Below are 20,959 nucleotides of genomic sequence, written 5' to 3'. Positions count from 1 at the left end.
AAAAAAGATTATGGTACTAAAGTAACTCTATCCTAGTATATATAGTAACACTACAAGAAACTTAAAAGAAACTATTCCTAAAAATCTTAAGGCTGACAATATTATTAGGCTCTTATTTAGTGATTTCTTATACTCTCATAATATTTTATTCATAAAAACTTCAGTAATGACGTTCTAATTAAAATACGAGTAGTTCTATAAAAATGCTGTCGATTGTTATACCAGCGTACAACGAAGAGAAAAGAATCAACAAGACGTTGGGTTCTTTAAAAGATTGGTTACCTAACTCAGAAATCATCGTACTATTCGATGGTAACGATAACACTGCAGAAGTAGCTAAAATGTATGGAGTGAAAGTTATAGAGTATAAAACCAGAGTGGGTAAGGGTGCAGCCCTCAGAGATGGAATCATTAGATCAATGAATAAAAAGATACTTCTGTTAGATGCTGACTTGCCGGTAATGAAGAATGACATTGAAAAGATATTATTAACTGATGCTGATCTAGTGTTACCCAAGAGAAAAATTATAGGCATGCCATTGAGAAGAAGATTTTTGCATAAAGCGTTTATATTACTGGTAAAAATATTCTTTCCTAGTTTAGCAGAATTTTCCGATTTTCAATCGGGCGTTAAATTAATTGATAAGGAAAAAGTCAGTAATTTAATAGACGAATTAATTATAAATGACTTACTATTTGATGTAAACTTGATTTACGCCTTTAAGAGAAGGGGGTATAAAATAAAGGAAGTTGAAATTAGCTATATTCATGATGAAAGCAACAGTAAAATATCTAAGAAATTGGTTAAAGTAATAATACTAATGTTCTTATCCCTAGTCAAGTTGAGGGTTTACTACTCCCCACTTAGAAAGATTCTCCACACTAATACATTCAATAAGGTTCAAAGCTACATACTCAATAAGCTAAGGTAGCATTTTTCCACCTAATTCCTTGCCAATAATTTGAGAATATTCTTAAAGTTTCTATATTGTAGTATTGATATTTGAGAGCTATATTTTACCTAAGAGAATAAGAAATAAACGTTAAGAGTGTTATAGCTTGCAGATAGTAGTTTTAGTGGAGAAGCTTGATACAAACCAAAAATATTTACGTATAATATTTGGATTTAATTGAATTTTAAAAAAATTAATTTTTCTCTTCTGTTACTTGATATTTTCCGATTGAGTAATAATAGATTACGCCAACTATCATCCATACTAAGAACGTTATCACACCTATTAATACTGGAATGTTTACAGATGTAGTGATTATATTTGCGAATATTACAAACGATATTATAGCGTTTATTATGATTGTTAACAATATATTCCATATACTTAGGGCGTTATTCCTCCTTAATATTAGCAATAGACTTATGTTGGCGAAGAATAGCGCAATGAGGAATCCGAAAGTCGATGTTATACCTACAGCCAGAAACACATTAGCTGGACCTATAACTAATGAGAAAATTATAGTGTATATTAATGAGAAGGCTAATGAGAAAAATATCGCTATGTAAGGGGTTTTTCTAAATTTATGTACTTCGTGCAACTTTCTTGACAGCACTCCATCCCTTCCCATCGCGAACAACACTCTGGAAACCGTGTTAAAGAATGTTACGGAGTCAGTTAATCCACTATTAATTAATAAGATTGTTAAGATTAATCCTAAGATGAGTCCTCCGTATCTTACACCTAACACTATTCCAGGGACTAAATTATTGAAGAAACTAGGCATATTGTTTACTCCCCATCCAGTAACGAAGGCAGTACTCGCCAAAATGTAAGTAATCCCAACAAGTAACGCGCTAGTGAAAACTCCTTTAGCTATAGTATTCTTAGGGTCTACTGATTCTTCTCCGAGGACTGATGTAGTCTCATAACCAGCAAAGGCTAAAAAAGCGAAAGCCATGCCTACACCTATATTGAAAACAGAGGGAGCATAAGCGGGGGTAAATGTCTTAGGATCCGGTGGAACTTTTGACATTATTAGCAGAGAGGTTCCAATTATGAAAGCTATTTCTAGCATGCTCATTATTAGGGAAAATCTTAGGGATGGTCTTATACCTAAGTATGATAAAACTCCACCAAACAGTGACACTATTATAACTATTGGTAACCAAAGCCAATCTGGCGTATTAAGACCAATGACGCTAAAAGCTGCAGGTAAGAATACACCTACTGATAAGTAGATGAAGACTAGAGCAGTTAACGTATAAAGTACGTAAGCCCAACCTATTAAGTAACCTACAAATTTTCCAAATCCATAGGAAATGAAGGCATAGATACCTCCTGCACTCTGAACATATCTAGCGGTTATTGAAAGCCTGGTGGCGTCCAATAATACTGCAAATAGGGCTAATACCATAGCTAACGGGAGTGATGCGTACGTATATGCCGCTGCCCCTGTCAGTGTAACTAAACTTGCCATAGCAGGAGCTGCTCCACCTATACCTTGAGCTAATACTTCCTTATATGTTATTGAATTTTTGGCTAGGTATTTGTCATCCTTATTCGGCATAACTCGTAAATAACATATTCGGATTTAAGCATTTTTTATGAAGTTGAAAGAATCTTCTATAAAAATATAAACCTTAAATCTAAAGTTTATTTAATATATACGATTTTAATCTATCTAAAAAGTTACGAAACGAGTAAAGCTATTTATGAATGGGAGGAAATATCTACACATATAAATAATGTAAACTATCTGTTAATAGTTAACGGTAGTTCAAAGTCTATAAGCACTCTACGGCATTTAATGTGTGAAGAATTACCTTTTCTAAAGCTAGGCTACTCAGCTTTATATAATTAAAAACTATATAATTATATTGTGTCAAATATAACTACAATATCCATTAGTGAGAAAACGAAAAAGTTGTTAGAGCTAAAGAAAAAAGAAATTGAGGAAAAGATTAATAGACCTTTATCTTGGGACGAGTTCTTTAATGAGCTATTAAAAGAAGAAGTCCCAAAGTTGTCACCGGAGAAGGCAGAATTGCTAAAAAAGATTATTAAGGAGGATAGGACAAGATGGAAAAGAAGATTTGCCTAGATACTGACGTCTTGTGTGTGGACAACAATTTAATTTACCCCATATTCTAACTTATGCCAATAGATTTCGAGTAAATTGTATTGAAGAATATTTTTAGCCATCTCTTTATTGTGTTTCTTGTTGAGTTCCATGTGAAGTTCATGCCTGCTAGTTTTAGGCTTCTGAACAAGAGAATGTCTTGTAGACTGATGCCTTATCGTGTAGGAAGATAACTTTATCCTTCCAATTCTCAAGCTTAATACCATTTACGTAAACGTAGAAGCTATCACTCCTAAGAACATGAAGAATACACAGACTCGTAATGCCTAACAACCCATCTCACCATTAACCCTCATCAACGTAGTGTGAGGCAATGAAGTCCTCCAATTTGGCAAGCGAGTAAGACGTCAAGGCTAATCTCGTCCAAGGAATGAAAGTAAGTTTAAAAGGATAAGAGATAATTTGGGTAAGCGAGGAAATCAAACCTATTCTCATCCTAATAAATAACTCTAAAAATACTTTTCCACAATAAGGAAAATTCAATTTATATCAAAACAACCAAATTGTTGTTCACACACAAATGAGGAAAGCCATTTATGGATGGGGAGAAGTAAGTATAGATGGATTAGCCCTTTAACTTCACTACTGGTGTTATCAAGGTTCCTAAATTGCTTATACTTATTTCTACTATATCACCATCTCTTAATCCCTTATCCCTTCCCGGAACTATGGCTGTACCAGTAGTTAATATAGTGCCGTCAGGTATAGGATTATTTCTAATCAAGTATTGTATTTGTTCTTCAATTTTCCTTCTCATCTTGCTTGTGCTTACACTACCCTCATAGAACACCTTATTCTCCCTAATTATTCTCAATCTTATTTCTAAGTTATATGGATCCCCTATTTCGTCTGGAGTTACTATGAAAGGACCAAAAGCGCAACAACCACTATATATTTTAGATTGAGGTAAGTATAATGGATTTTCAGCTTCTAGGTCCCTAGCTGACACGTCGTCCATAATTGTATATCCCAATATTTTTCCCTTAGAGTCTAAAACAACGGCAAGTTCTGGCTCTGGCAATGTCCATTCAGAGTCTGACCTAACACCAATTGCCTCGCCGTGACCTACACATCTATCAGCTGTAGCCTTAAAGAATATTTCTGGTCTTACTGCATCATAAACCCTTTCATAAATCGTCATACCTAAAATTTTAGCCACGTTTTCCTCTGAGTACCTCTGCCTAGCCATTTCGTACGAAATTCCAGAACCCCATACTTCTAAGGGATCAAACGGTTTAGTGATCCTTGCTTCATTTACCTCAAACTTATTCAGCAACACGTTATAATCTAAGTCTACTACCTTATCTCCTAGGACTTCCTTATTTTCTGAGTACCTTATTAAAGTTTTCACAGGATCTTCATCTAATCTGATCACATTATTATTTATTATTGCATATGATATGTAACAATTACTTTTCCTTCTCAAGACCCTAAATAGTTTCATAATTATAAATATTTATTCGAGAAGTAATAAGCTTGATACTAAACATGTTAACACTATAAAATTTAAAGCATGATTACAAAATGTTCATATGTCTTATCAAGAGTTAGCTGACAAGTGGATTAAGGGGAGTGGAGAAGAATATCTAGATGTTAATCCCGCTGATAAAGATCAAGTATTAGCTAAGATAAAATTATTTACTAAAGACGATGTTAGGGAGGCTATTAATAAGGCTATCAGTAAATTTGACGAATGGGCTAGGACCCCTTCCCCAAAGAGGGGGAGTATACTATTGAAGGCAGGGGAGCTCATGGAAGAGGAAGCTAAAGATTTTGCATTACTTATGACGCTAGAAGAAGGGAAAACGCTAAAAGATAGCATGGCAGAAGTGACTAGAAGTTACAATCTATTAAAATTCTATGGAGCTTTAGCCTTTAAATTGGGAGGAAAAACCTTACCATCAGCTGATCAAAACACTAGAATATTTACTATTAAGGAGCCTTTAGGAGTTGTTGCTGCAATAACGCCTTGGAACTTCCCTCTATCAATACCAGTATGGAAAGTAGCTCCGGCATTAGCAGCAGGAAACGCTGTAATAATAAAGCCTGCATCCAAGACACCTTTAATAGTAGCTAAGTTCGTAGATATATTACATAAAGCCGGATTACCGGAGGGCGTAATAAACCTTGTAGTAGGTAAAGGAAATGAAGTAGGAGACGTTATAGTTACAGATAATAACATAGCTGCAGTATCGTTTACTGGTTCTACGGAAACAGGTAAAAGGATATATAAACTAGTTGGCTCCAAAGACAGAATGACTAGGATACAATTGGAATTGGGAGGAAAAAATGCTTTATACATTGATAAAAGTGCTGACTTAACATTAGCATCAGAGTTAGCTGTTAGGGGTGCCTTTGGACTCACTGGACAGTCTTGTACTGCGACAAGTAGAGTGATTGTTCATAAAGAGGTTTATAGTCAATTTAAGCAAAAATTGTTAGAAAGGGTAAAGAGGTGGAAAGTGGGACCAGGTACCGAAGATGTTGATATGGGACCAGTAGTAGACGAATCACAATATAAGAAAGATTTACAGTACATTGAGGTTGGTAAAAATGAGGGAGCTAAATTAATTTATGGCGGGAATACATTGGGAGGTAAAGGGTATTTCCTAGAGCCAACTATATTTGAAGGAGTTTCTAAGGAGATGAGGCTATTTAAAGAAGAAATATTCGGACCAATCCTAAGCGTAACAGAGGTGAAGAGTTTAGATGAGGCTATAGATCTCGTGAATGCTGTTGATTATGGACATACCGCGGGAATTGTAGCAACTGACATAAGGGCAATAAATGAATTTGTTACAAAGGTTGAAGCAGGTGTTATAAAGGTTAACAAGCCTACAGTGGGTTTAGAGTTGCAAGCTCCGTTTGGTGGGTTTAAGAATTCTGGAGCTACCACGTGGAAAGAAATGGGAGAAGAGGCATTAGAGTTTTACACCAGAGAGAAGACAATATATGAGGGCTGGTGAGGTAGATTTTGTAATGAAAAGCATTTAAAGGCTATTGCTTTCTTCCCTCCTTCCTCATTTTATAAATTCGTTACAAAATTCGTGATAAGCCAAAAGTTTTTCATGATCGATTATAATAAAAAGTTTTTAGTATAACTGTTTTAGTTATACTGGCGATAAATTCTTGATGTAGAGATATTTTAAGTTTTATGGGATCATTATTATCGTTTTATCCTTTCTTATTTAAATAATATTTAACTGCCTTCTTTAATGCTCTTCTTAACGTTTCTTCTAACGTTGGTGGGCTTATTCCTAGCTTTTCAGCCAATTCTCTTAACGAAATTCTCCTATCCACATCGAAATAACCTAACTTATAAGCTAACTTCAATATCTCCATTTGCCTCTCAGTCAGTTCTTCACTGTCTATCTCAGAAATGTTAATAACGGTTACTTTAACTCCTATATTGTTCAGTTCTTCTAAAAATTTTTTTAGGGAATGCACGTTGGGTAACATTAGGGAATACATGACACTTTTGTTACCGATGACTTTCACTTTTTCCACAATCACATCATTGTGGTATAATAATTTACAAACACTACAACCATTAGTCCTTATCCAAACCTTATCCTCGCTTATTCTTAAAACTTTAAGCGAGGCTTTCTTAAGCTCTTCAACAACCTTACCATTATTTGACTTCAACTCAGCAACGTGATCAGTAACGTCATCACGCAGTTTTATATTCTCCACATTGGCATTGATACCCAATTTCTGGAAAGTTGCCATTACTTCACAAGGATGATTCTCTATTAGGATTGTAGCCTCAACGGGTTGTTTCATCTATTCTAACTCTCATTGACCTTTAATAAGTTTTCCAAATATTCCTTAAGTGCTATGGCATTATTATGAGGTGATCTAGCAGAATATAACAAGGTAATGTTATTAGATTTCTTTACTAGCTCTAAGAGAACCTTTACTTTTGGATTATTATTCAATTCATTAAAATATCTTGCTTTGAATTCCTCCCATTTACTAGGATCATGATTAAACCACTTCCTTAATTCCTCTGATGGAGCTATATCTTTAAGCCAAACATCAATCTGATTTTTCTTAATTCCCCTAGGCCATAGTCTGTCAACTAGTATCCTAATTCCATCATCTTTTTCTTGCTTCTCGTACACTCTTTTTACTTTTATCATTTTCACTATAATTACCTCACTTAGTGTATAAAAGCTATAACCTAAACCTTTAGGGTATCTGACCTCTTTCCCGCCTTAAAAGGTGAGGTTTGCTGTTCTCTTAATAGTGAAGTACAAGGTAATTATTATTAACTTTTTTCATACACCCGTAATATTAAATATATCTAACTATAAAATAGTACGTCTTTGTTGAATCTTTTTATCCATCTTTAACCTATGCTATCTTATGTGGATCAAAAGTCCTATAGACTTACTATATTTCGAGCACTCGATATTAAGGGTTAGATTTTCAATTGCCCTTTCTCTTCTCGACAAGTCTGAAAACGAGGCGATAGAAATCCTTGAGAAGACGCACGACTTCATTGTTAATTGGCATGCAAAAATTGAGGATAAGTATGTTTTCCCGCTATTCGGAGATAAGGCTAAACCATTTAGCAATGATCATTTATTAATAGAGAAATATGGGGGATCTGCGATAAAGGAGAGAAGAAAGGATTGGATAAAAAGATATGTCAAAATAGTTTTAGACCACAATTTAAACGAGGAGGTGATGCTCTTCAGTGATAGTATTGTGATAAAAGAAGACGTGATGAAGTATATATTGGACGATGCTAAGAAGTACCCCTTATATTCAGAGCTTACTGGACTGAGGCTGCAATAAGGCTGAGAAGAGAGAAGAACTAGCTTGATAAAGGCTAGTGTGAAAAATTATAATGGTGGAAAAAGTGGAAAAGGGAGAAAAACTAGAAACAGTAAAGATTAAAGCTGGAACAAAAAAGAAATTAATAAAGTTAATAGGAAAATTGGAAATGAAGTATGGAAGAAAATTCACTATTGATGATGCAATAAACTATTTGTTAGAAAAGAGGAGAGGAAAAAGACCTGAACTCTTAGATCAAGTATTTGGAGTAGCTAAAGGCGTTGAGCTGTACGAAATGTTGAGGGCTGAGAGGAGAGAAGATAGGGCTGTCAGAAAGTTTAGTTCTTGATAGCGGTATATTGCTATCCTTTATTGAAGGGAAGTACAAGGAAATTTTTGATAAGATAAGGAGTGGTAAAATAAGACCTATAGTTAATTCGTTAAGCTTAGTTGAAACCTATTACATTATTTGTAGGACTTTGGTGCAGAGAAGGCTGAGGAGATAATTGATAACTTAATAAGTTCAGGGTTATTTAGAGTAGTTGGAGTTAATAGGAAAGTAATAAGGGAAGCTGGGAAGTGTAAGTGTAAATACCCTATCTCATTAGCTGACTGTATAACAATAGCTACTGCGAGGGTGGAAAATACTAAAGCCTTATTTAGAGAGGAGAGGGAGCTTAAAGAACTAAATATTCCAGAGGTTATTTTAATAGGTGAATAAGGGCTTTAGTATTAGGAGGAACTTTCCTATTCAACTCGAATAGCTAGAAAAACATATAAGCCTTGCTGACAAAGGAAGGACAAGCCTCGCCATTTATCGCGGTGAGGAAGTCAGAGTTAAGAAAGCTTTCTACTGATCTCCTCCCCGCCTTAAAAGGTGAGACTTGCCTTTTCTTGGTCACGGCCAGAGTCCATTAAAGAAATAGGGTCCATGAGGTATGCTGAGCTAATGAGATGAAAGGACTGAAGTAAGTGGAGTGAAATAAAGAGACGCAAGGAAGAGTTAGTATTTATTGAAATGGATATATTTACAAAGTGAGGAAAGCCTCTATGGCGGGGAGGAAGTTAGAACTAATATAGTGAGTGCTATAACAAAAAAGTTAACGTCCCAGTCAATATCAGCAAAATTACGAAGAATATATCCCTCTTAATTCCTCTCCTACCTAATTTTCCAATTTCCTTAGCGGAGCTCAGCTTAGCCCCCGGTAGTAAATACCTCGTTGAAGGCTCTAAAAGTGTAATTAGCATTAATGGAGTTTTAACGCTTAGTATTATGAGGATTATTACCGAGATTACCCAAGAAACTTCTACTACCTTTTTATCTAATTTTCTATACGGTATCTTGTATTCCACATATAAAGCACCGGTAAAAATATATAATATCCAATAAATGGAAGGTAAAATAAAGTTATTATCAACAAAGATACTCCAAACGATTGATAAGGATGCTAGGAATGTAGTGCCTAATACGTTTCCCCACATTGCGTTCTTGACATAAAATAACCAAAGCGTTATAAAGATTAGAAGTAATGGGATAAAGATGAAAATGGACGGCTTAATAAACAAGTAAGGAATGCCAGCTAATATAATCAATAAGAAGTCCTTGTAACTCAATCTAATTATTGATATCTTAGGCTGTAGATATTCTAAAATGGGTAAGGTATATACTAGTATAGGGATAAGGATTAACGATCTGATGGCGTTTATGCTGTAAAACGGTATTAGGGACACTAAGTATGACAAAACGCCGACAAAGTATAAGGCATGATTTCTAGCTTTAACTTTCACCATAAGACACCATGACTAGCTTTCCGTGATTAAAAAAAATCTGTACCCTAAACCTTTTGGGTGTAAAACCTAATCTTTTAGGGTCTACCATTATTTACTTTTAGTCTAGAGACTAACCTATGTGGAAAGAAGAAATTAAAGAGGAACACCTTGTTATTCTCAAGGCGACTAAATCATTACTATATTCTTATGCTATAAAAACCCTCTTAGGGGATTCCAATTATTTCAATGATATACTATCTTTTTATAAAGACTTCTATTATACCTTCGTAATCAGTTGCCACAATAAAAAAGAAGAGAGAATAGCTTCAATAAGCGGGTTTGATGAAGTGGTTAAAGATCATCCATCTATGAAAAGCTTGGCGGAAAAAGCTCTCAATTCACAAGAAGGGATAGGAGAATTCGTGAGTACAATGCTAGATCATATTACTGAGGAGGAGAATAGATGGTTAAACAATTTAGATGGGGATTACTCTGAGGTATTAGAGGAGGTTGAGAGGGAAATAGGAGAAGATGTACATAGAAATTATGTAATTAAGGCAAATGAGATTTTCAGTAAAATAATGGATAACTACTCAATTATAGATACTATACAGCATAAGGTTAAAAGAGATAAGGTAATTCTTGTAACTGGGTTAGATCCAGAGAGATTACATAAGGTTAAACGTAAGGTGAAAGTGGGGGAAGATTTGTGGATAGCTGAGGTGTGATTTTTGAGCTTAGTTCAGAGATTAATAAAAGAACATTTGGAAGAGGATAGGTTAATTGAAGAAATAAGGGAATTGGGTAGTAACGAAAAATTTTATGAATTTTCAGAAAATTTGAAGAAACATATTTTCATTGAGGAAGAGATATTATTCCCTAAGCTTGGACTTGATCCTATAATTATAGAACTAATGCACCAACACGTTGCCATGTGGAATTTGATGAGTAGAATTGAGGAATCAGTAAAGGATGATGAGTATCTTAACTCATTAAGCCTATTATCCTCACTATTAAAAGTACATAATGCTATAGAGGAGAGTAACGTATATCCAGAACTCGAAAAACTAAATTTAAAGGACATAAATGAAAAAATGCCGAAGGAATGGGTTCCTAAGTTTATGAGAGAAAATTCCCTAACTTTTTAGGGTATATACTTTAGAATTTATTTTATGAATAGGGAATTATGGAGCAAAAAATCTTGGATGTAAGAAAATACTCACCGTCTGTTAGACACTCAATAATTCTTCAAGAGTTTGAGAAGTTAAAATCTGGAGAGGCAATGTACATTATAAATGATCATGAACCAGTCCATCTACTGCACTTCCTATCTCATAGAGAGGATTTTGATATGGATGCATATTATGCTAAAGAAATTGAAGGAGGTAAATGGATTGCCTTCTTAAAGAAGAAACAAGTCGAGGTCAGAAAAACGATTTTCACTAATTTCGATAAGAATAGAAAATTTTCGGAAAACTCATTCACACCAGTACAAGTCTATAGAACCAATAACTATGCTGTGATTTTAGCGTACTTTAAAGCTGGTCAATTTATACCTGTTCACAAACCTAACATAGATGTTATTCTGTTTATAAAGAAAGGTAAAGGAAAAGTTGTAGCAGGAGATGAGGAGTATGATGTTAAAGAAGGGGATTTGATAATAGTCCCTAAAGGCGAAAAAAGAGGGGTATTGGCTGAGACAGAAATGGAAATACTTCATATAGTTTCACCACCCCCTACTGAAAAAGATCATGAGGAAGTAGAAGATGGATTAAGGAAGGGCAAGTTTGAGGGTTAGGAGAGATGGTAAATATTGATGAGTGGAAAAGGAAAATAATGGAGGGGCTTAAAGAAGTATATGACCCAGAAATACCTATAGATATTGTAAATTTAGGTCTAATATATGAATTAAAAATAAGTGGGGATGGAGATGTTTATATTAGGGTTGGAGCTACAACACCAGCTTGCCCGGTTACGGAAGATCTAGTTTATACTGTAGAACAAGTGATTAAGGAAACTGTTAGCGCTAAAAGCATAAAGGTAGATCTAGATTTAGATACGAGATGGACTCCTTTAATGATGACTGAGGAAGGTAGAGAGCAGTTTAAACAGAAGTATGGTTACGATATAGTTCAGATGTGGAAATTACAATATGGGGAAGATCAATGAAAGTAGGAATGCTATTACTTATTGAAGGCTTTATTATTCTTTTATTTGGTGGAATACCCGCAGTTTTTAACTTCATGAATTTGCAAGGATTTCCTTACCCTTTACCTACAACATTTTTTGAATCTCATTGGTTTATTATGATTTATGGCTTCTTCTTAACAATAATAGGCAACGAAATACTTGTCGCGTTGAGCGTTGAATGGAGTGGTAAGCCTGCCCCTAATTATTACGTAATAGTATTCGCAATAACTGTGCTAATTTCCTTACTACTTTCAGTTCTATTACCTTCATCCCCTTATGCGCTATACGTGGTATTAATCTCCTTAGCTATGCTAATCTACCACTCTAAAATTTACTTTAATTCATCACAACTAGGATTAAAGCCAACAACGTATAATTACTTATTATTTGCAACTCTCATGATAACGATTTTCATCACCGCATTTCAAACTAACTTCGATTTACCTTGGTTATCCCTAATTTTCCCTACACTTACTATCTTCTCCGTGATGAGTAGGGACATTGGACTAGTATTCGGAGGAAGATTAATTAGAGATAAGGAAATAGCCGCAGCTTATATTTTCCTACTTTTAGGACTTTTGATTTATCCTTTAACCTTAGCATCAGTTTTTATATTTTTAGGATGGCTACTCTCCTTCCATGGATCTGGGTTATTAAAGGCTAAAGGAAGACTATATCCAAGGATTAGTCTGAGTATAGCTTGGACTTGGCTTTTAGCTTCAGCAATCTTGTCGTTGAAGAGTTATGATGCCTTCATACACTCAATTGCTGTAGGTTTTTTATTTAATACGGTATTTGGAGTAGATGCAGTATTAATAGACATGTTAATTGCCTCCACAGGCTTTCACATTAAGATTAAACCTTCATACATACCCATTATAATTCTTAATATCGGATTATTGCTGAGAACAATATACGATTTAGGTTTCAGCTCACCATTATTGATATTATCCGCACCTCTGCAGGGGATTGGAATTTTATCATTCTATTTAAACACATTTAGACAAGTATTTAAACAGATAAGAAAAGGATATAAAGTAGAAAAATGAGCTCACCAAATTCGAAAAAAGAATATACAGTATAGAGTTTTTTCTGACCTCCTTCCCGCCCTAAAAGGGTAAGGCTTATCGTTCCTTTATCATTATAACTATACAGTTTATCAAATATGTACCAAAATCCTCCTAAGAAATGAATTAGAAGGAAAACAATTGTTATAGAAATGAATTGATATGAGAAGTTTAGAAAGGTTATGAGCAGAAAAGAGTAGTATATCATCTCGAATATAGCTAATGGAACTCCTATCTTTCGATTTACGGTCCTATGTTTTATTAATGCTAGTGTACCTATCAAAGCATGCTCTAATACCATTATTTACGATAAAATTGTAACGACTAAGTCCATAAAAGGATTGACAAAATGTTGATTAATAGTTTATACCCTAAAAGTTAAGGGTAATAATGTATATGCATGTTTTTCAAACAATATATTATGGTAAAATATATAAGTTACGTCAGTAATGATACGAGAAGAGAAATTTATAGTCTCGTATTAAAGTATCTAACTTCTAAACAAGTTAAAGAGATTGTAGGGGAACATAAGAAAAGTTTCTTCTGGGCTAGTAGAGCTAAGGTATCTGATGAGGCTATTGAAAGATTATTACAATATTTGCCAAATGAAGCTAAAATACAAGTTCTTGAGCTTATTGAAAGAGATCTTAAAGATGCTTTGAGCATTGTAGAAAAGGAGATTCAGTATCTAAAAAAACGAGCTGACTAAAAAGTTTTCTGGACCTCTTCATGCCTTATAGGGCTATGTCTTCTTCATTTTCCTTTCAAGAGTTCTGCTGAAGTCTTTATAGCATTGATAATGTTTATATATCCCGTACATCTACAAATATTCTTTATCGCATAATACATTACGTCTTTATCTGCATCTGGATCCACATTATTTAAGTAATCATGTGTAACCATCATAAACCCGTGAGTACAATACCCACACTGCATTGCATAATTCTCGAGGAAAGCTTTTTGTAAGTAGTTTAATTCATAACTGTTATTGCCTAATCCTTTAATAGTCCTTATATCCTTATTTATTGCTTGAATAGCAAGCATATTACAAGACTTAACCGACTTACCATCTATTAATACGGTGCAGGCTCCGCATTTACCTTCATCACATCCCCTTTTAACCTCCACAAATCCTTTATCCCTTAAGAAATCTAAGAGAAGTTTTCTCGCCTCAGTGTATCCCTCAATCTCTTCTCCATTTACCCTTAATTTTATGGCATATACTTCCCTAACGTCCAAACTTACGCCGGTATGCCAATCATTTATAATCTCTTTTTTTGGTAATTTTATGTTATTATATCCTAAGATAGTGGAGACTAATAAATTCCTAGCTAATCTAATCCTATATTCTTTACTGCCATGTGAATCAGAGATCACATTAAGGTTCACATCTCTAAGTAAACTGTCAGCTAAGGCATACAAGTCCATTTTCTTTAATTCGCTTAATTTGACTCCTAATAATGGATTTTCCTTAAATAGTACTGGCTTCTCAAACACTCCACCTATAGAAATTCTAGAAGAGATAATCTCCTCTTTATCCACTTCAAACGTTACTGCAACTAAGGCTGTCGGATATGATGCTCCTCCTCTCTTGATAAGATTAAAGTTGCTTATTATGTTTGATCTTAAAGGTATTTCAACGCTTTCAATTAACTCTCCTTCCCTTAAATCATTAGTATAAGGACCTTTAACGAAGTCCTCTAATTTGATCTTTCTCTTACCTCCATTTTCTTCTACGATCACTACGTTAGCGTCTAATGTTAATAAGATTGGGAAGTAATTACCAGATGGATCAGTGTGGGCTATCGATCCCCCTATAGTCCCTCTATTTCTGACTTGTAAATCTGCTATGGTCCAAGCTGATTTAGCTAAAGCTTCAAATTTTTCTCTGATAATCTTGCTAGTAGCTATTTCGTTGTGAGTAGTTAAAGAACCTATCTTTATCGCTCCTTCCCTCTCTTCTATTCCTTTTAGCTCCTTTAACTCGTTAATATCCACTAGCTTCTCGACGTTAATGACCCTCAACTTAAGCATTGGGATTAAACTTTGGCCTCCTGCTAATGCCTTAGTGTTAGAGTCCTTTAGAATTTTGAGTGCCTCTGACAGATTCAAAGGTCTCTCATACTTGAACTTTTTAGGAAAACCTAGAGCGAACATTATTTCATCACTTCCATTAACTTTTCTGGAGTTATGGGAACTTCACTTTTTATTCTCCTTCCTAATGCATTAGAAATCGCATTAATTATGGTTGCTAAAACTCCCATCATAGGACCTTCTCCACCTCCTAAAGCACCTGAAGGTATGTAGTCAATTTGGCTTTCGAAGTGCTTCATAATCACCTCGATATCTAATGCTTCTGAAAGTGTTGGAGTCTCATAAGCATCAAAGGTTGTTACTAAAGGATTTCCTTCTTCATCGTAAGTTAATCTTTCATATAGTGTCTCTGCTATGCCATGAAATAGACTTCCAATAGTCTGTCCCTCTAATAATTCCTTCTTTAATATTTTCCCCACATCATGTATTATTACATATTTTAGTATTTTAACGTCATAAGTAATAGGATCGACCTTAACTATTCCTAGATGCGCTTGAATTGCATATCCTAGAGATGAGTTTATCTTATCTCCTTCTGCTGGTTTCAAGAAAGGATATGAATAAAACGTTACTACTGATAAATTACCTTGGTTAGAGTATGGATCCCAGTGGAAGGAAGAGGCTAAAGTCTTTATATCTACACTTTTGTTGGGATTCTCCTTATCATAAAACTTGCCGTCAGAGAATCCTACCTCCTTTGCCTCTAAGTATCTCTTAGCTAATTCGCTCATTTTTTCTTTAAGCTCTTGACAAGCCTTAATTACTCCACTCATCACGATAGGAGAGAATCTACTCGAGTAACTTCCACTAGCTAAGGTCCATGGCATGGATGTATTTATCCTCGTCTCGACTTTCACTCTAGAGGGGTCAATACCGAATTCCTTAGCGACTATTTCAGTTATTACTGTTTCGTGACCCAAGCCCTCATTTGTATCATTGACGAAAACGCTTATTGAACCGTCATAATTTACGCTCATTATTACGTAATCTCCATGGGCTGAATGCTTATGTCTTCTCTTAGAGCCCTCAATTGCTAGATCAACGTAACCTAAATTAGTACCACTTGGCTCAACGAATATACTAATTCCTACGCCTATATAAGGTTCCTCCTTCTTAAACTTTCTATACTCCTCCTCTAATTCCTTAACTACTCTTTCATAGTCTTGTTTTGGGTAAAGCCCTCCAGAGGCAGTTTCGTAGAAATAATATCCATTAATTTGTCTATCAAAACTCCTTATCAGATTTCTTTTCCTTAATTCTAATGGATCTATCTTTAACTCTTCTGCTAATTTATCTATACTAGTTTCTAATGCGAGGTAAAATTGGGGAGCACCATAACCTCTATTTAAGCCCGTCGGGGATTTATTAGTTAAAACTACAGTGTAATCTGCTTCAATGTTTCTCACATCGTACGCACCATTTAAGTTACCTTGAACTCTAAACAATGCTCCAGGTTCTGGAGGTCTAGGATAAGCCCCAACGTCTTCATAAAATACGTATCTTATCCCCCTTATTCTTCCATCTCTATTAGAAGCTATTTCTACATAGCCTTCTCTATCTGCATTAGATGAGGAAGCTATAAAACTCTCAGTTCTGGTTTCATTCCACCTAACAGGGTGATGAGAGAGTATCGAGGCAACTGAGGCTAACGTAACGTATGGATACAAAGAGTACTTAATACCAAAACTTCCTCCAATATCCCTCGGAGTAGTTATTCTGATTTGTGTTTCTGGAATGCCTAATGCTCTACTTATAAAATAAGCTTGTAACAAAGGTCCTTGAATGTTTGCAATAATGTTTAAGTTATCGTTCATATAAGCTAATACTCCATAAGTCTCCAATGGTAATGCGGAATGTCTAGCTACTTTGAATTCATTTTTAATTATGACATCAGCTTCTCTAAATGCCTCTTCCACATTTCCAAATGTCATTCTCCTATGAGCTACTACGTTAGTACCTAACTCTTCATGAACTAATACCTTCCCTTCTAACGCTTCTCTAATCGTAATAACTGGCTTTAATGGCTCAATATCTACATTAACGTAATCCAGTAAGTCTATTGCCTTGTACGGATCATCAGCTAATACTACTGCTATAGGTTCTCCAATGTATCTGACCTTATCCTTAGCTACTGGATAATAAGATATATTTGCTGAAACACCAAGAGGGAAAGGGTTCTTAATTACCTTGAGTATATCTTGGTTAGTGTAAGCAATACCGCCATGCTTATATACGTCACTTACGTCCACCTTTTTTATTTTCCCGTGGGGGGAATAACTCCTATAAATTGCCATGAATAGAGTGCCTTGAGGACTAGGAATGTCAGAAATGTACTCTCCAGCGCCCCTTACTGATCTAAAACCCTCGATATAATGAGTTGGCATCAGTTAAATATCTGTGTATAAACATTAAAAAAGTAGCTTAAATTATGTTAGAAGTGTATTTATGCCTTCGTAAAAGCAAAATATATTGAAACTAATGTCAATGCACCGCCTATGATTTGTTGAAACGACGGTACTTGATTGAAGATTAAGTAAGCTAAAATCGTAGCTACTACTGGTTCTATTAACTCAGCTGAGGTAACCAAGCTTATAGGTAGTTTGTTAGCAGTATAGATAACTGAACCATGACCTATAAGGGTAGGAATGAGGACTAGCCCTAGAATTGCTAATATGGAAACTAAATTTACTTCACCTATACTGAAGAATGGAATTATGGGAATCATGAATGAGGAACTTAAGATATAAATGAAAGGTGCAGTTGAAAGGAAACTGTACTCTACTTTTGAGAGGAAGTACGTATAGAGAGCGAAACAAATCGCTGAGAGCAGTGCTAGCATATTCCCTAATAAACTTCCAAAAGACGTTGTGTAATTCATTATAATAATACCAATAATAGCTGTGATAATAAACACGTCAAACCTTTTCCTAAGCAACATTGCGAAGATAGGACTAGTAGAGACCAGTATCGTAGAAGCAGCTATTGTAGTCAGAAATACACTAGACACGAAAAACAGCATGTGGAGAGCTAAAAATAGTGATGGGATAATGAGAAGTTTTATTGACGTGTTAGTATTGTTTTTCACCTTTTTTCTTATAGGTAGTAATATTAGACCAGCTAAAATGAATCTAAAAAAGGTAATGTAAGGAGGAGATAGACTAGTTAACTTCACAAATATAGCTGCAGTTCCAAACGCTACTCCTCCTAAGAATAAAATAACTTTTTCTTTCATCTTCTTATCTTCCTATTACGTTATTGATTAAACTAATATCACTCTATCTTTAATCATTTCCTTTATATCATTTTCGTTATATCCTAGCTCTTTTAGAATAGAAATAGTATGTTCTCCCAACTTTGGAGCTTTTGATTTCAAACTTCCAGGTAAGGGAAGTTTGGGTATTTTTAAACCATCTACTTCTTCCCATTCCACTAGATTTTCGTTAATTAGATCTGGAATATCCAACAATGGTGACGCAGGTATATCAAAACGTGACAAGTCATCTAATAACTCGTCTAACGTATAACCCTTAATCTTATCTTGTATTAACTCATGTAATACCTTCCTATTATTTACTCTCTTCTCATTACTCTCGAATCTAGAATCGTTTATTAGATTCTCTAAGCCGAGCACTTTACATAAAGATGACCACTTTTCATTGTTGTTTATAGCAATGTATATCAGCTTTTCGTCCTTAGTTTTAAACAACTCATATGGAGCCCAGAACGGTAGCTCATCCCTACCTCCATAAAAGAGCTTTCCCAAAGTTTGATAAGCTATAATATAATAGCCTAACCACGTTACTTCATTTTGAAGTATATCAATTCTATAATAACCGGGCTTGTTCATTAGCAAAGCCCACAACACAGTTATTACACAAGAATATGACGTACCCATATCAGTAATAGAAGCTGGTAATCTAGCGTTACCATTAGCTTTCATAATTCCACTCATAGCTTCTATTATCGTTCCAAAAGCAGGTTTTCTCTCGTATTTACCTTTAGGAAATCCTTTAATTGAGCAGTATACTAATGATGGATTTTCTCTCATTAATACCTCCTTTGTTAAGCCTAATTTCTCCATAGTATCCTCTGAGTAGTTCTCTATGAGTACGTTTGAACTTTTAATTAGCTTAAGAAAAATCTCCCTTCCCTTTTCACTTTTTAAATTTAAAGCAACTGATTTTTTCCCTCTATTGTTAAAGAGGAACATCGAATCTTTCAATACATCATCTCGTCTACTTGGGTCTCCATTAAGAGGTTCTACCTTTATCACCTCAAATCCTAGATTTGCAAGGATTAATCCAGCAAAAGGCGCCGCAATTACGTGTCCTAGCTCAATTACTCTCATGATAAATTATCATTTAGCATTCTAGATTATATAAATAACGCAAGTATGTTAATATAGGAAACGTTTTCCTATTGCGAGCGTTTAGAGTTCTTACAAAGTGATGAAAGCCGCGCCCTTTAGAGTGAGGATGAGTCAGTTATTTGTATACTATATATAAAATATTCATAGATCAAGTTTTAGTAAATATTTATATATATCTTACTAAGATATAAAATCATGGCAAATAATGATAAAAAATTATCAGAAGCGATAAAGGTAGCAATTTCAGCTAATTTAGGTTGGGGTTTTGAATTATTTGATTTAGTAGTTTATTTATATGTTGCTACAACTATTGCCCCACTTTTCTTTCCATCAACCAGTAGAATCGCTAGCTTACTTGAGTTCTTATTAACAATAGTTATAGGATATTTTGCAAGACCTTTAGGAGGGATATTTTTTGGACATTATGGAGATAAGCTCGGTAGAAAAAGAATGTGGTTTATATCACTACTAGGAATGGGTATTGCAACTATTTTAATAGGATTTTTACCTACTTATTACCAGATTGGGGTACTAGCTACTGTACTCTTAATCATTTTAAGAATATTACAAGGGTTCTTTTTAGCAGGAGAATGGGGAGGAGGAATGACGTTAGTAACAGAGGTAGCTCCATCAAACTATAGAGGAGCATTAGGCGGATTACAACAAGGTGGAGCAGCTCTAGGGTTAATATTTGCCGTTATCGCAAACGAATTAGCTCTAGCAATTGCTCCAGGTAATGAATTCTCGGTAATAGGATGGCGTATAATGTTTTGGTTTGGCATAGTCCCTTTAGTAATCGCCTTAGCGGTGAGATGGAAAATAGGAGAGAGTTTAGAATGGCTAATAAAAGCTAAACCGAGTCCGGAGAAGATTCCAATTATAACTATTTTTAAAAGATATTGGAAATTGGTTATAATAGCTACTATAGTATTGTTTTCGAGTGGGTCTATTTACTATGGAATTATAGCTTACATGCCAACATTTCTAAGCTTATATACTAAATTGTCACCTTATCAAATAGATAACGTAGTACTAGCTACAAACTTAATATGGCTATTCATTTCGCCTCTCACTGGATTAATTAGTGATATCTTGAAGTATAGAAAGCTTTTAATAGCATTAACTGGCTTCGTAGCAGGAGTGCTTATCTATCCCATTATTTTGCTATTATATACTGGATCATACATACTCTCAATATTTTCCGGTCTTCTACTAGGCTTCATATTCGCCTTTCAATATTCTATATTTCCTTCATGGCTTTCTGAAAACATATCTACTAAGGTTAGATATAGTTATATAGCTTTTTCTATAAATCTTGGAGTTGCCCTATCTTCATTTGCTCCTTATATAGTGACTGCTTTATCAATAGTTTTTAAAAACCCGGTTATAGGTACTACAGCCTTTGACGCAATAGCTGCAATATTGGGTGGGATAATAGTTCTGTTCTCACCTAAAGATAGAGTTGGGCTTACGCTAGAGTAATTAATATTTTAATGTATTTTTCTAAATAAATGTTTTAAGAGGAGAATTTTTCATTTAAACCAAAAATCCAGCTAAGTATATGCAGAAGAAAAGTTTTTATAAAATCTAAATT

The 20,959-nt window shown here is 34.7% G+C and carries 23 protein-coding genes; 13 read left to right on the top strand and 10 right to left on the bottom strand.

Going from position 1 to position 20,959, the window contains the following annotated elements; translation table 11 throughout:
* Positions 1–203 precede the first annotated feature (203 nt).
* On the top strand, positions 204–932 hold the full coding sequence (locus DMP16_RS02190) for a glycosyltransferase (RefSeq protein WP_069283082.1): 729 nt from the start codon (positions 204–206) through the stop codon (positions 930–932).
* Positions 933–1,146: 214 nt separating this feature from the next.
* Here DMP16_RS02190 and DMP16_RS02185 read toward each other — a convergent pair whose 3' ends face one another.
* Positions 1,147–2,520, bottom strand: coding sequence for an APC family permease (locus DMP16_RS02185; protein ID WP_069283083.1), 1,374 nt, complete (start codon positions 2,518–2,520; stop codon positions 1,147–1,149).
* A gap of 312 nt (positions 2,521–2,832) precedes the next feature.
* Between DMP16_RS02185 and DMP16_RS02180 the strand changes: the two genes are divergently transcribed.
* Positions 2,833–3,054: a VapB-type antitoxin gene (locus tag DMP16_RS02180; protein WP_231961080.1), complete on the top strand. Its 222-nt coding sequence runs from the start codon at positions 2,833–2,835 to the stop codon at positions 3,052–3,054.
* A gap of 29 nt (positions 3,055–3,083) precedes the next feature.
* Here the strand turns inward: DMP16_RS02180 and DMP16_RS10835 are convergent, their stop codons facing one another.
* Positions 3,084–3,287, bottom strand: coding sequence for a hypothetical protein (locus DMP16_RS10835; protein ID WP_156770066.1), 204 nt, complete (start codon positions 3,285–3,287; stop codon positions 3,084–3,086).
* A 371-nt stretch (positions 3,288–3,658) separates the two neighbouring features.
* Positions 3,659–4,540: a fumarylacetoacetate hydrolase family protein gene (locus tag DMP16_RS02175; RefSeq protein WP_197490554.1), complete on the bottom strand. Its 882-nt coding sequence runs from the start codon at positions 4,538–4,540 to the stop codon at positions 3,659–3,661.
* Positions 4,541–4,625: 85 nt separating this feature from the next.
* On the opposite strand from DMP16_RS02175, the gene DMP16_RS02170 reads away from it, so the two are divergent.
* Positions 4,626–6,059, top strand: coding sequence for an aldehyde dehydrogenase family protein (locus DMP16_RS02170; protein ID WP_069283085.1), 1,434 nt, complete (start codon positions 4,626–4,628; stop codon positions 6,057–6,059).
* Between the two features lie 208 nt (positions 6,060–6,267).
* Here the strand turns inward: DMP16_RS02170 and DMP16_RS02165 are convergent, their stop codons facing one another.
* Positions 6,268–6,876, bottom strand: coding sequence for a helix-turn-helix domain-containing protein (locus tag DMP16_RS02165; protein ID WP_069283086.1), 609 nt, complete (start codon positions 6,874–6,876; stop codon positions 6,268–6,270).
* 5 nt (positions 6,877–6,881) lie between these two features.
* Positions 6,882–7,235, bottom strand: a complete 354-nt coding sequence (locus tag DMP16_RS02160; protein WP_069283088.1) for a DUF488 domain-containing protein — start codon at positions 7,233–7,235, stop codon at positions 6,882–6,884.
* Positions 7,236–7,461: 226 nt separating this feature from the next.
* On the opposite strand from DMP16_RS02160, the gene DMP16_RS02155 reads away from it, so the two are divergent.
* From DMP16_RS02155 to DMP16_RS11275, 3 genes are all read left to right on the top strand, one after another.
* The gene (locus DMP16_RS02155) at positions 7,462–7,896 is read left to right on the top strand and encodes a cation-binding protein (RefSeq protein ID WP_069283090.1); all 435 of its coding nucleotides are present in this window, start codon (positions 7,462–7,464) and stop codon (positions 7,894–7,896) included.
* A gap of 64 nt (positions 7,897–7,960) precedes the next feature.
* The gene (locus DMP16_RS02150) at positions 7,961–8,224 is read left to right on the top strand and encodes a hypothetical protein (protein ID WP_231961082.1); all 264 of its coding nucleotides are present in this window, start codon (positions 7,961–7,963) and stop codon (positions 8,222–8,224) included.
* Positions 8,225–8,377: 153 nt separating this feature from the next.
* The gene (locus DMP16_RS11275) at positions 8,378–8,596 is read left to right on the top strand and encodes a PIN domain-containing protein (RefSeq protein WP_306416237.1); all 219 of its coding nucleotides are present in this window, start codon (positions 8,378–8,380) and stop codon (positions 8,594–8,596) included.
* Positions 8,597–8,961: 365 nt separating this feature from the next.
* On the opposite strand, the gene DMP16_RS02140 is transcribed toward DMP16_RS11275, so the two are convergent.
* The gene (locus tag DMP16_RS02140; RefSeq protein ID WP_069283094.1) at positions 8,962–9,666 is read right to left on the bottom strand and encodes a hypothetical protein; all 705 of its coding nucleotides are present in this window, start codon (positions 9,664–9,666) and stop codon (positions 8,962–8,964) included.
* 116 nt (positions 9,667–9,782) lie between these two features.
* Here DMP16_RS02140 and DMP16_RS02135 point away from each other — a divergent pair, with 116 nt between their 5' ends.
* The 6 genes from DMP16_RS02135 to DMP16_RS02110 all read left to right on the top strand — a co-directional run bounded on the left by DMP16_RS02135 (position 9,783) and on the right by DMP16_RS02110 (position 13,611).
* Positions 9,783–10,373, top strand: coding sequence for a hypothetical protein (locus DMP16_RS02135; protein ID WP_069283096.1), 591 nt, complete (start codon positions 9,783–9,785; stop codon positions 10,371–10,373).
* A gap of 3 nt (positions 10,374–10,376) precedes the next feature.
* Positions 10,377–10,793, top strand: a complete 417-nt coding sequence (locus tag DMP16_RS02130) for a hemerythrin domain-containing protein (RefSeq protein WP_069283097.1) — start codon at positions 10,377–10,379, stop codon at positions 10,791–10,793.
* Positions 10,794–10,831: 38 nt separating this feature from the next.
* Positions 10,832–11,443: a DUF2249 domain-containing protein gene (locus tag DMP16_RS02125; RefSeq protein ID WP_069283101.1), complete on the top strand. Its 612-nt coding sequence runs from the start codon at positions 10,832–10,834 to the stop codon at positions 11,441–11,443.
* A gap of 5 nt (positions 11,444–11,448) precedes the next feature.
* Positions 11,449–11,814 carry a metal-sulfur cluster assembly factor gene (locus DMP16_RS02120; RefSeq protein ID WP_069283103.1) on the top strand — a complete coding sequence of 122 codons (366 nt, stop codon included), beginning with the start codon at positions 11,449–11,451 and terminating at the stop codon, positions 11,812–11,814.
* On the top strand, positions 11,811–12,884 hold the full coding sequence (locus DMP16_RS02115; protein WP_069284663.1) for a nitric oxide response protein: 1,074 nt from the start codon (positions 11,811–11,813) through the stop codon (positions 12,882–12,884). Before DMP16_RS02120 ends, DMP16_RS02115 begins: the two co-directional genes overlap by 4 nt.
* 439 nt (positions 12,885–13,323) lie before the next feature.
* Positions 13,324–13,611, top strand: a complete 288-nt coding sequence (locus DMP16_RS02110; RefSeq protein ID WP_069284664.1) for a hypothetical protein — start codon at positions 13,324–13,326, stop codon at positions 13,609–13,611.
* 44 nt (positions 13,612–13,655) lie between these two features.
* Here the strand turns inward: DMP16_RS02110 and DMP16_RS02105 are convergent, their stop codons facing one another.
* From DMP16_RS02105 to DMP16_RS02090, 4 genes are read right to left on the bottom strand one after another with little or no spacing between them, the layout of a single operon-like run.
* Positions 13,656–15,059 carry an FAD binding domain-containing protein gene (locus DMP16_RS02105; protein ID WP_069283105.1) on the bottom strand — a complete coding sequence of 468 codons (1,404 nt, stop codon included), beginning with the start codon at positions 15,057–15,059 and terminating at the stop codon, positions 13,656–13,658.
* Positions 15,059–17,380 carry a xanthine dehydrogenase family protein molybdopterin-binding subunit gene (locus tag DMP16_RS02100; protein ID WP_069283106.1) on the bottom strand — a complete coding sequence of 774 codons (2,322 nt, stop codon included), beginning with the start codon at positions 17,378–17,380 and terminating at the stop codon, positions 15,059–15,061. Before DMP16_RS02100 ends, DMP16_RS02105 begins: the two co-directional genes overlap by 1 nt.
* Before the next feature lie 59 nt (positions 17,381–17,439).
* A complete protein-coding gene (locus tag DMP16_RS02095; RefSeq protein WP_069283107.1) occupies positions 17,440–18,228 on the bottom strand; it encodes a DMT family transporter in 789 nt (262 codons plus the stop codon).
* Positions 18,229–18,255: 27 nt separating this feature from the next.
* Positions 18,256–19,347: a CaiB/BaiF CoA-transferase family protein gene (locus tag DMP16_RS02090; RefSeq protein WP_069283108.1), complete on the bottom strand. Its 1,092-nt coding sequence runs from the start codon at positions 19,345–19,347 to the stop codon at positions 18,256–18,258.
* 213 nt (positions 19,348–19,560) lie between these two features.
* Between DMP16_RS02090 and DMP16_RS02085 the strand changes: the two genes are divergently transcribed.
* Entirely contained in the window at positions 19,561–20,847 is a 1,287-nt protein-coding gene (locus DMP16_RS02085; protein ID WP_069283112.1) for an MFS transporter, read from the top strand.
* The last annotated feature ends 112 nt before the right edge of the window (positions 20,848–20,959 follow it).

Origin of the sequence: Sulfolobus sp. B1, from assembly GCF_007050195.1 — an archaeon.
Taxonomy (GTDB): Archaea; Thermoproteota; Thermoprotei_A; order Sulfolobales; family Sulfolobaceae; genus Saccharolobus.
The sequence above is the reverse complement of the archived record's forward strand: the minus strand, read 5'-3'. Positions and strand labels throughout refer to the sequence as shown.

Coding starts and splice junctions, on each gene's coding strand:
- DMP16_RS02190 (WP_069283082.1), top strand. CDS start 204: ATGCTGTCGATTGTTATACCAGCGTACAACGAAGAGAAAAGAATCAAC.
- DMP16_RS02185 (WP_069283083.1), bottom strand. CDS start 2,520: ATGCCGAATAAGGATGACAAATACCTAGCCAAAAATTCAATAACATAT.
- DMP16_RS02170 (WP_069283085.1), top strand. CDS start 4,626: ATGTCTTATCAAGAGTTAGCTGACAAGTGGATTAAGGGGAGTGGAGAA.
- DMP16_RS02165 (WP_069283086.1), bottom strand. CDS start 6,876: ATGAAACAACCCGTTGAGGCTACAATCCTAATAGAGAATCATCCTTGT.
- DMP16_RS02160 (WP_069283088.1), bottom strand. CDS start 7,235: ATGATAAAAGTAAAAAGAGTGTACGAGAAGCAAGAAAAAGATGATGGA.
- DMP16_RS02155 (WP_069283090.1), top strand. CDS start 7,462: ATGTGGATCAAAAGTCCTATAGACTTACTATATTTCGAGCACTCGATA.
- DMP16_RS02140 (WP_069283094.1), bottom strand. CDS start 9,666: ATGGTGAAAGTTAAAGCTAGAAATCATGCCTTATACTTTGTCGGCGTT.
- DMP16_RS02135 (WP_069283096.1), top strand. CDS start 9,783: ATGTGGAAAGAAGAAATTAAAGAGGAACACCTTGTTATTCTCAAGGCG.
- DMP16_RS02125 (WP_069283101.1), top strand. CDS start 10,832: ATGGAGCAAAAAATCTTGGATGTAAGAAAATACTCACCGTCTGTTAGA.
- DMP16_RS02120 (WP_069283103.1), top strand. CDS start 11,449: ATGGTAAATATTGATGAGTGGAAAAGGAAAATAATGGAGGGGCTTAAA.
- DMP16_RS02115 (WP_069284663.1), top strand. CDS start 11,811: ATGAAAGTAGGAATGCTATTACTTATTGAAGGCTTTATTATTCTTTTA.
- DMP16_RS02110 (WP_069284664.1), top strand. CDS start 13,324: ATGGTAAAATATATAAGTTACGTCAGTAATGATACGAGAAGAGAAATT.
- DMP16_RS02105 (WP_069283105.1), bottom strand. CDS start 15,059: ATGTTCGCTCTAGGTTTTCCTAAAAAGTTCAAGTATGAGAGACCTTTG.
- DMP16_RS02100 (WP_069283106.1), bottom strand. CDS start 17,380: ATGCCAACTCATTATATCGAGGGTTTTAGATCAGTAAGGGGCGCTGGA.
- DMP16_RS02095 (WP_069283107.1), bottom strand. CDS start 18,228: ATGAAAGAAAAAGTTATTTTATTCTTAGGAGGAGTAGCGTTTGGAACT.
- DMP16_RS02085 (WP_069283112.1), top strand. CDS start 19,561: ATGGCAAATAATGATAAAAAATTATCAGAAGCGATAAAGGTAGCAATT.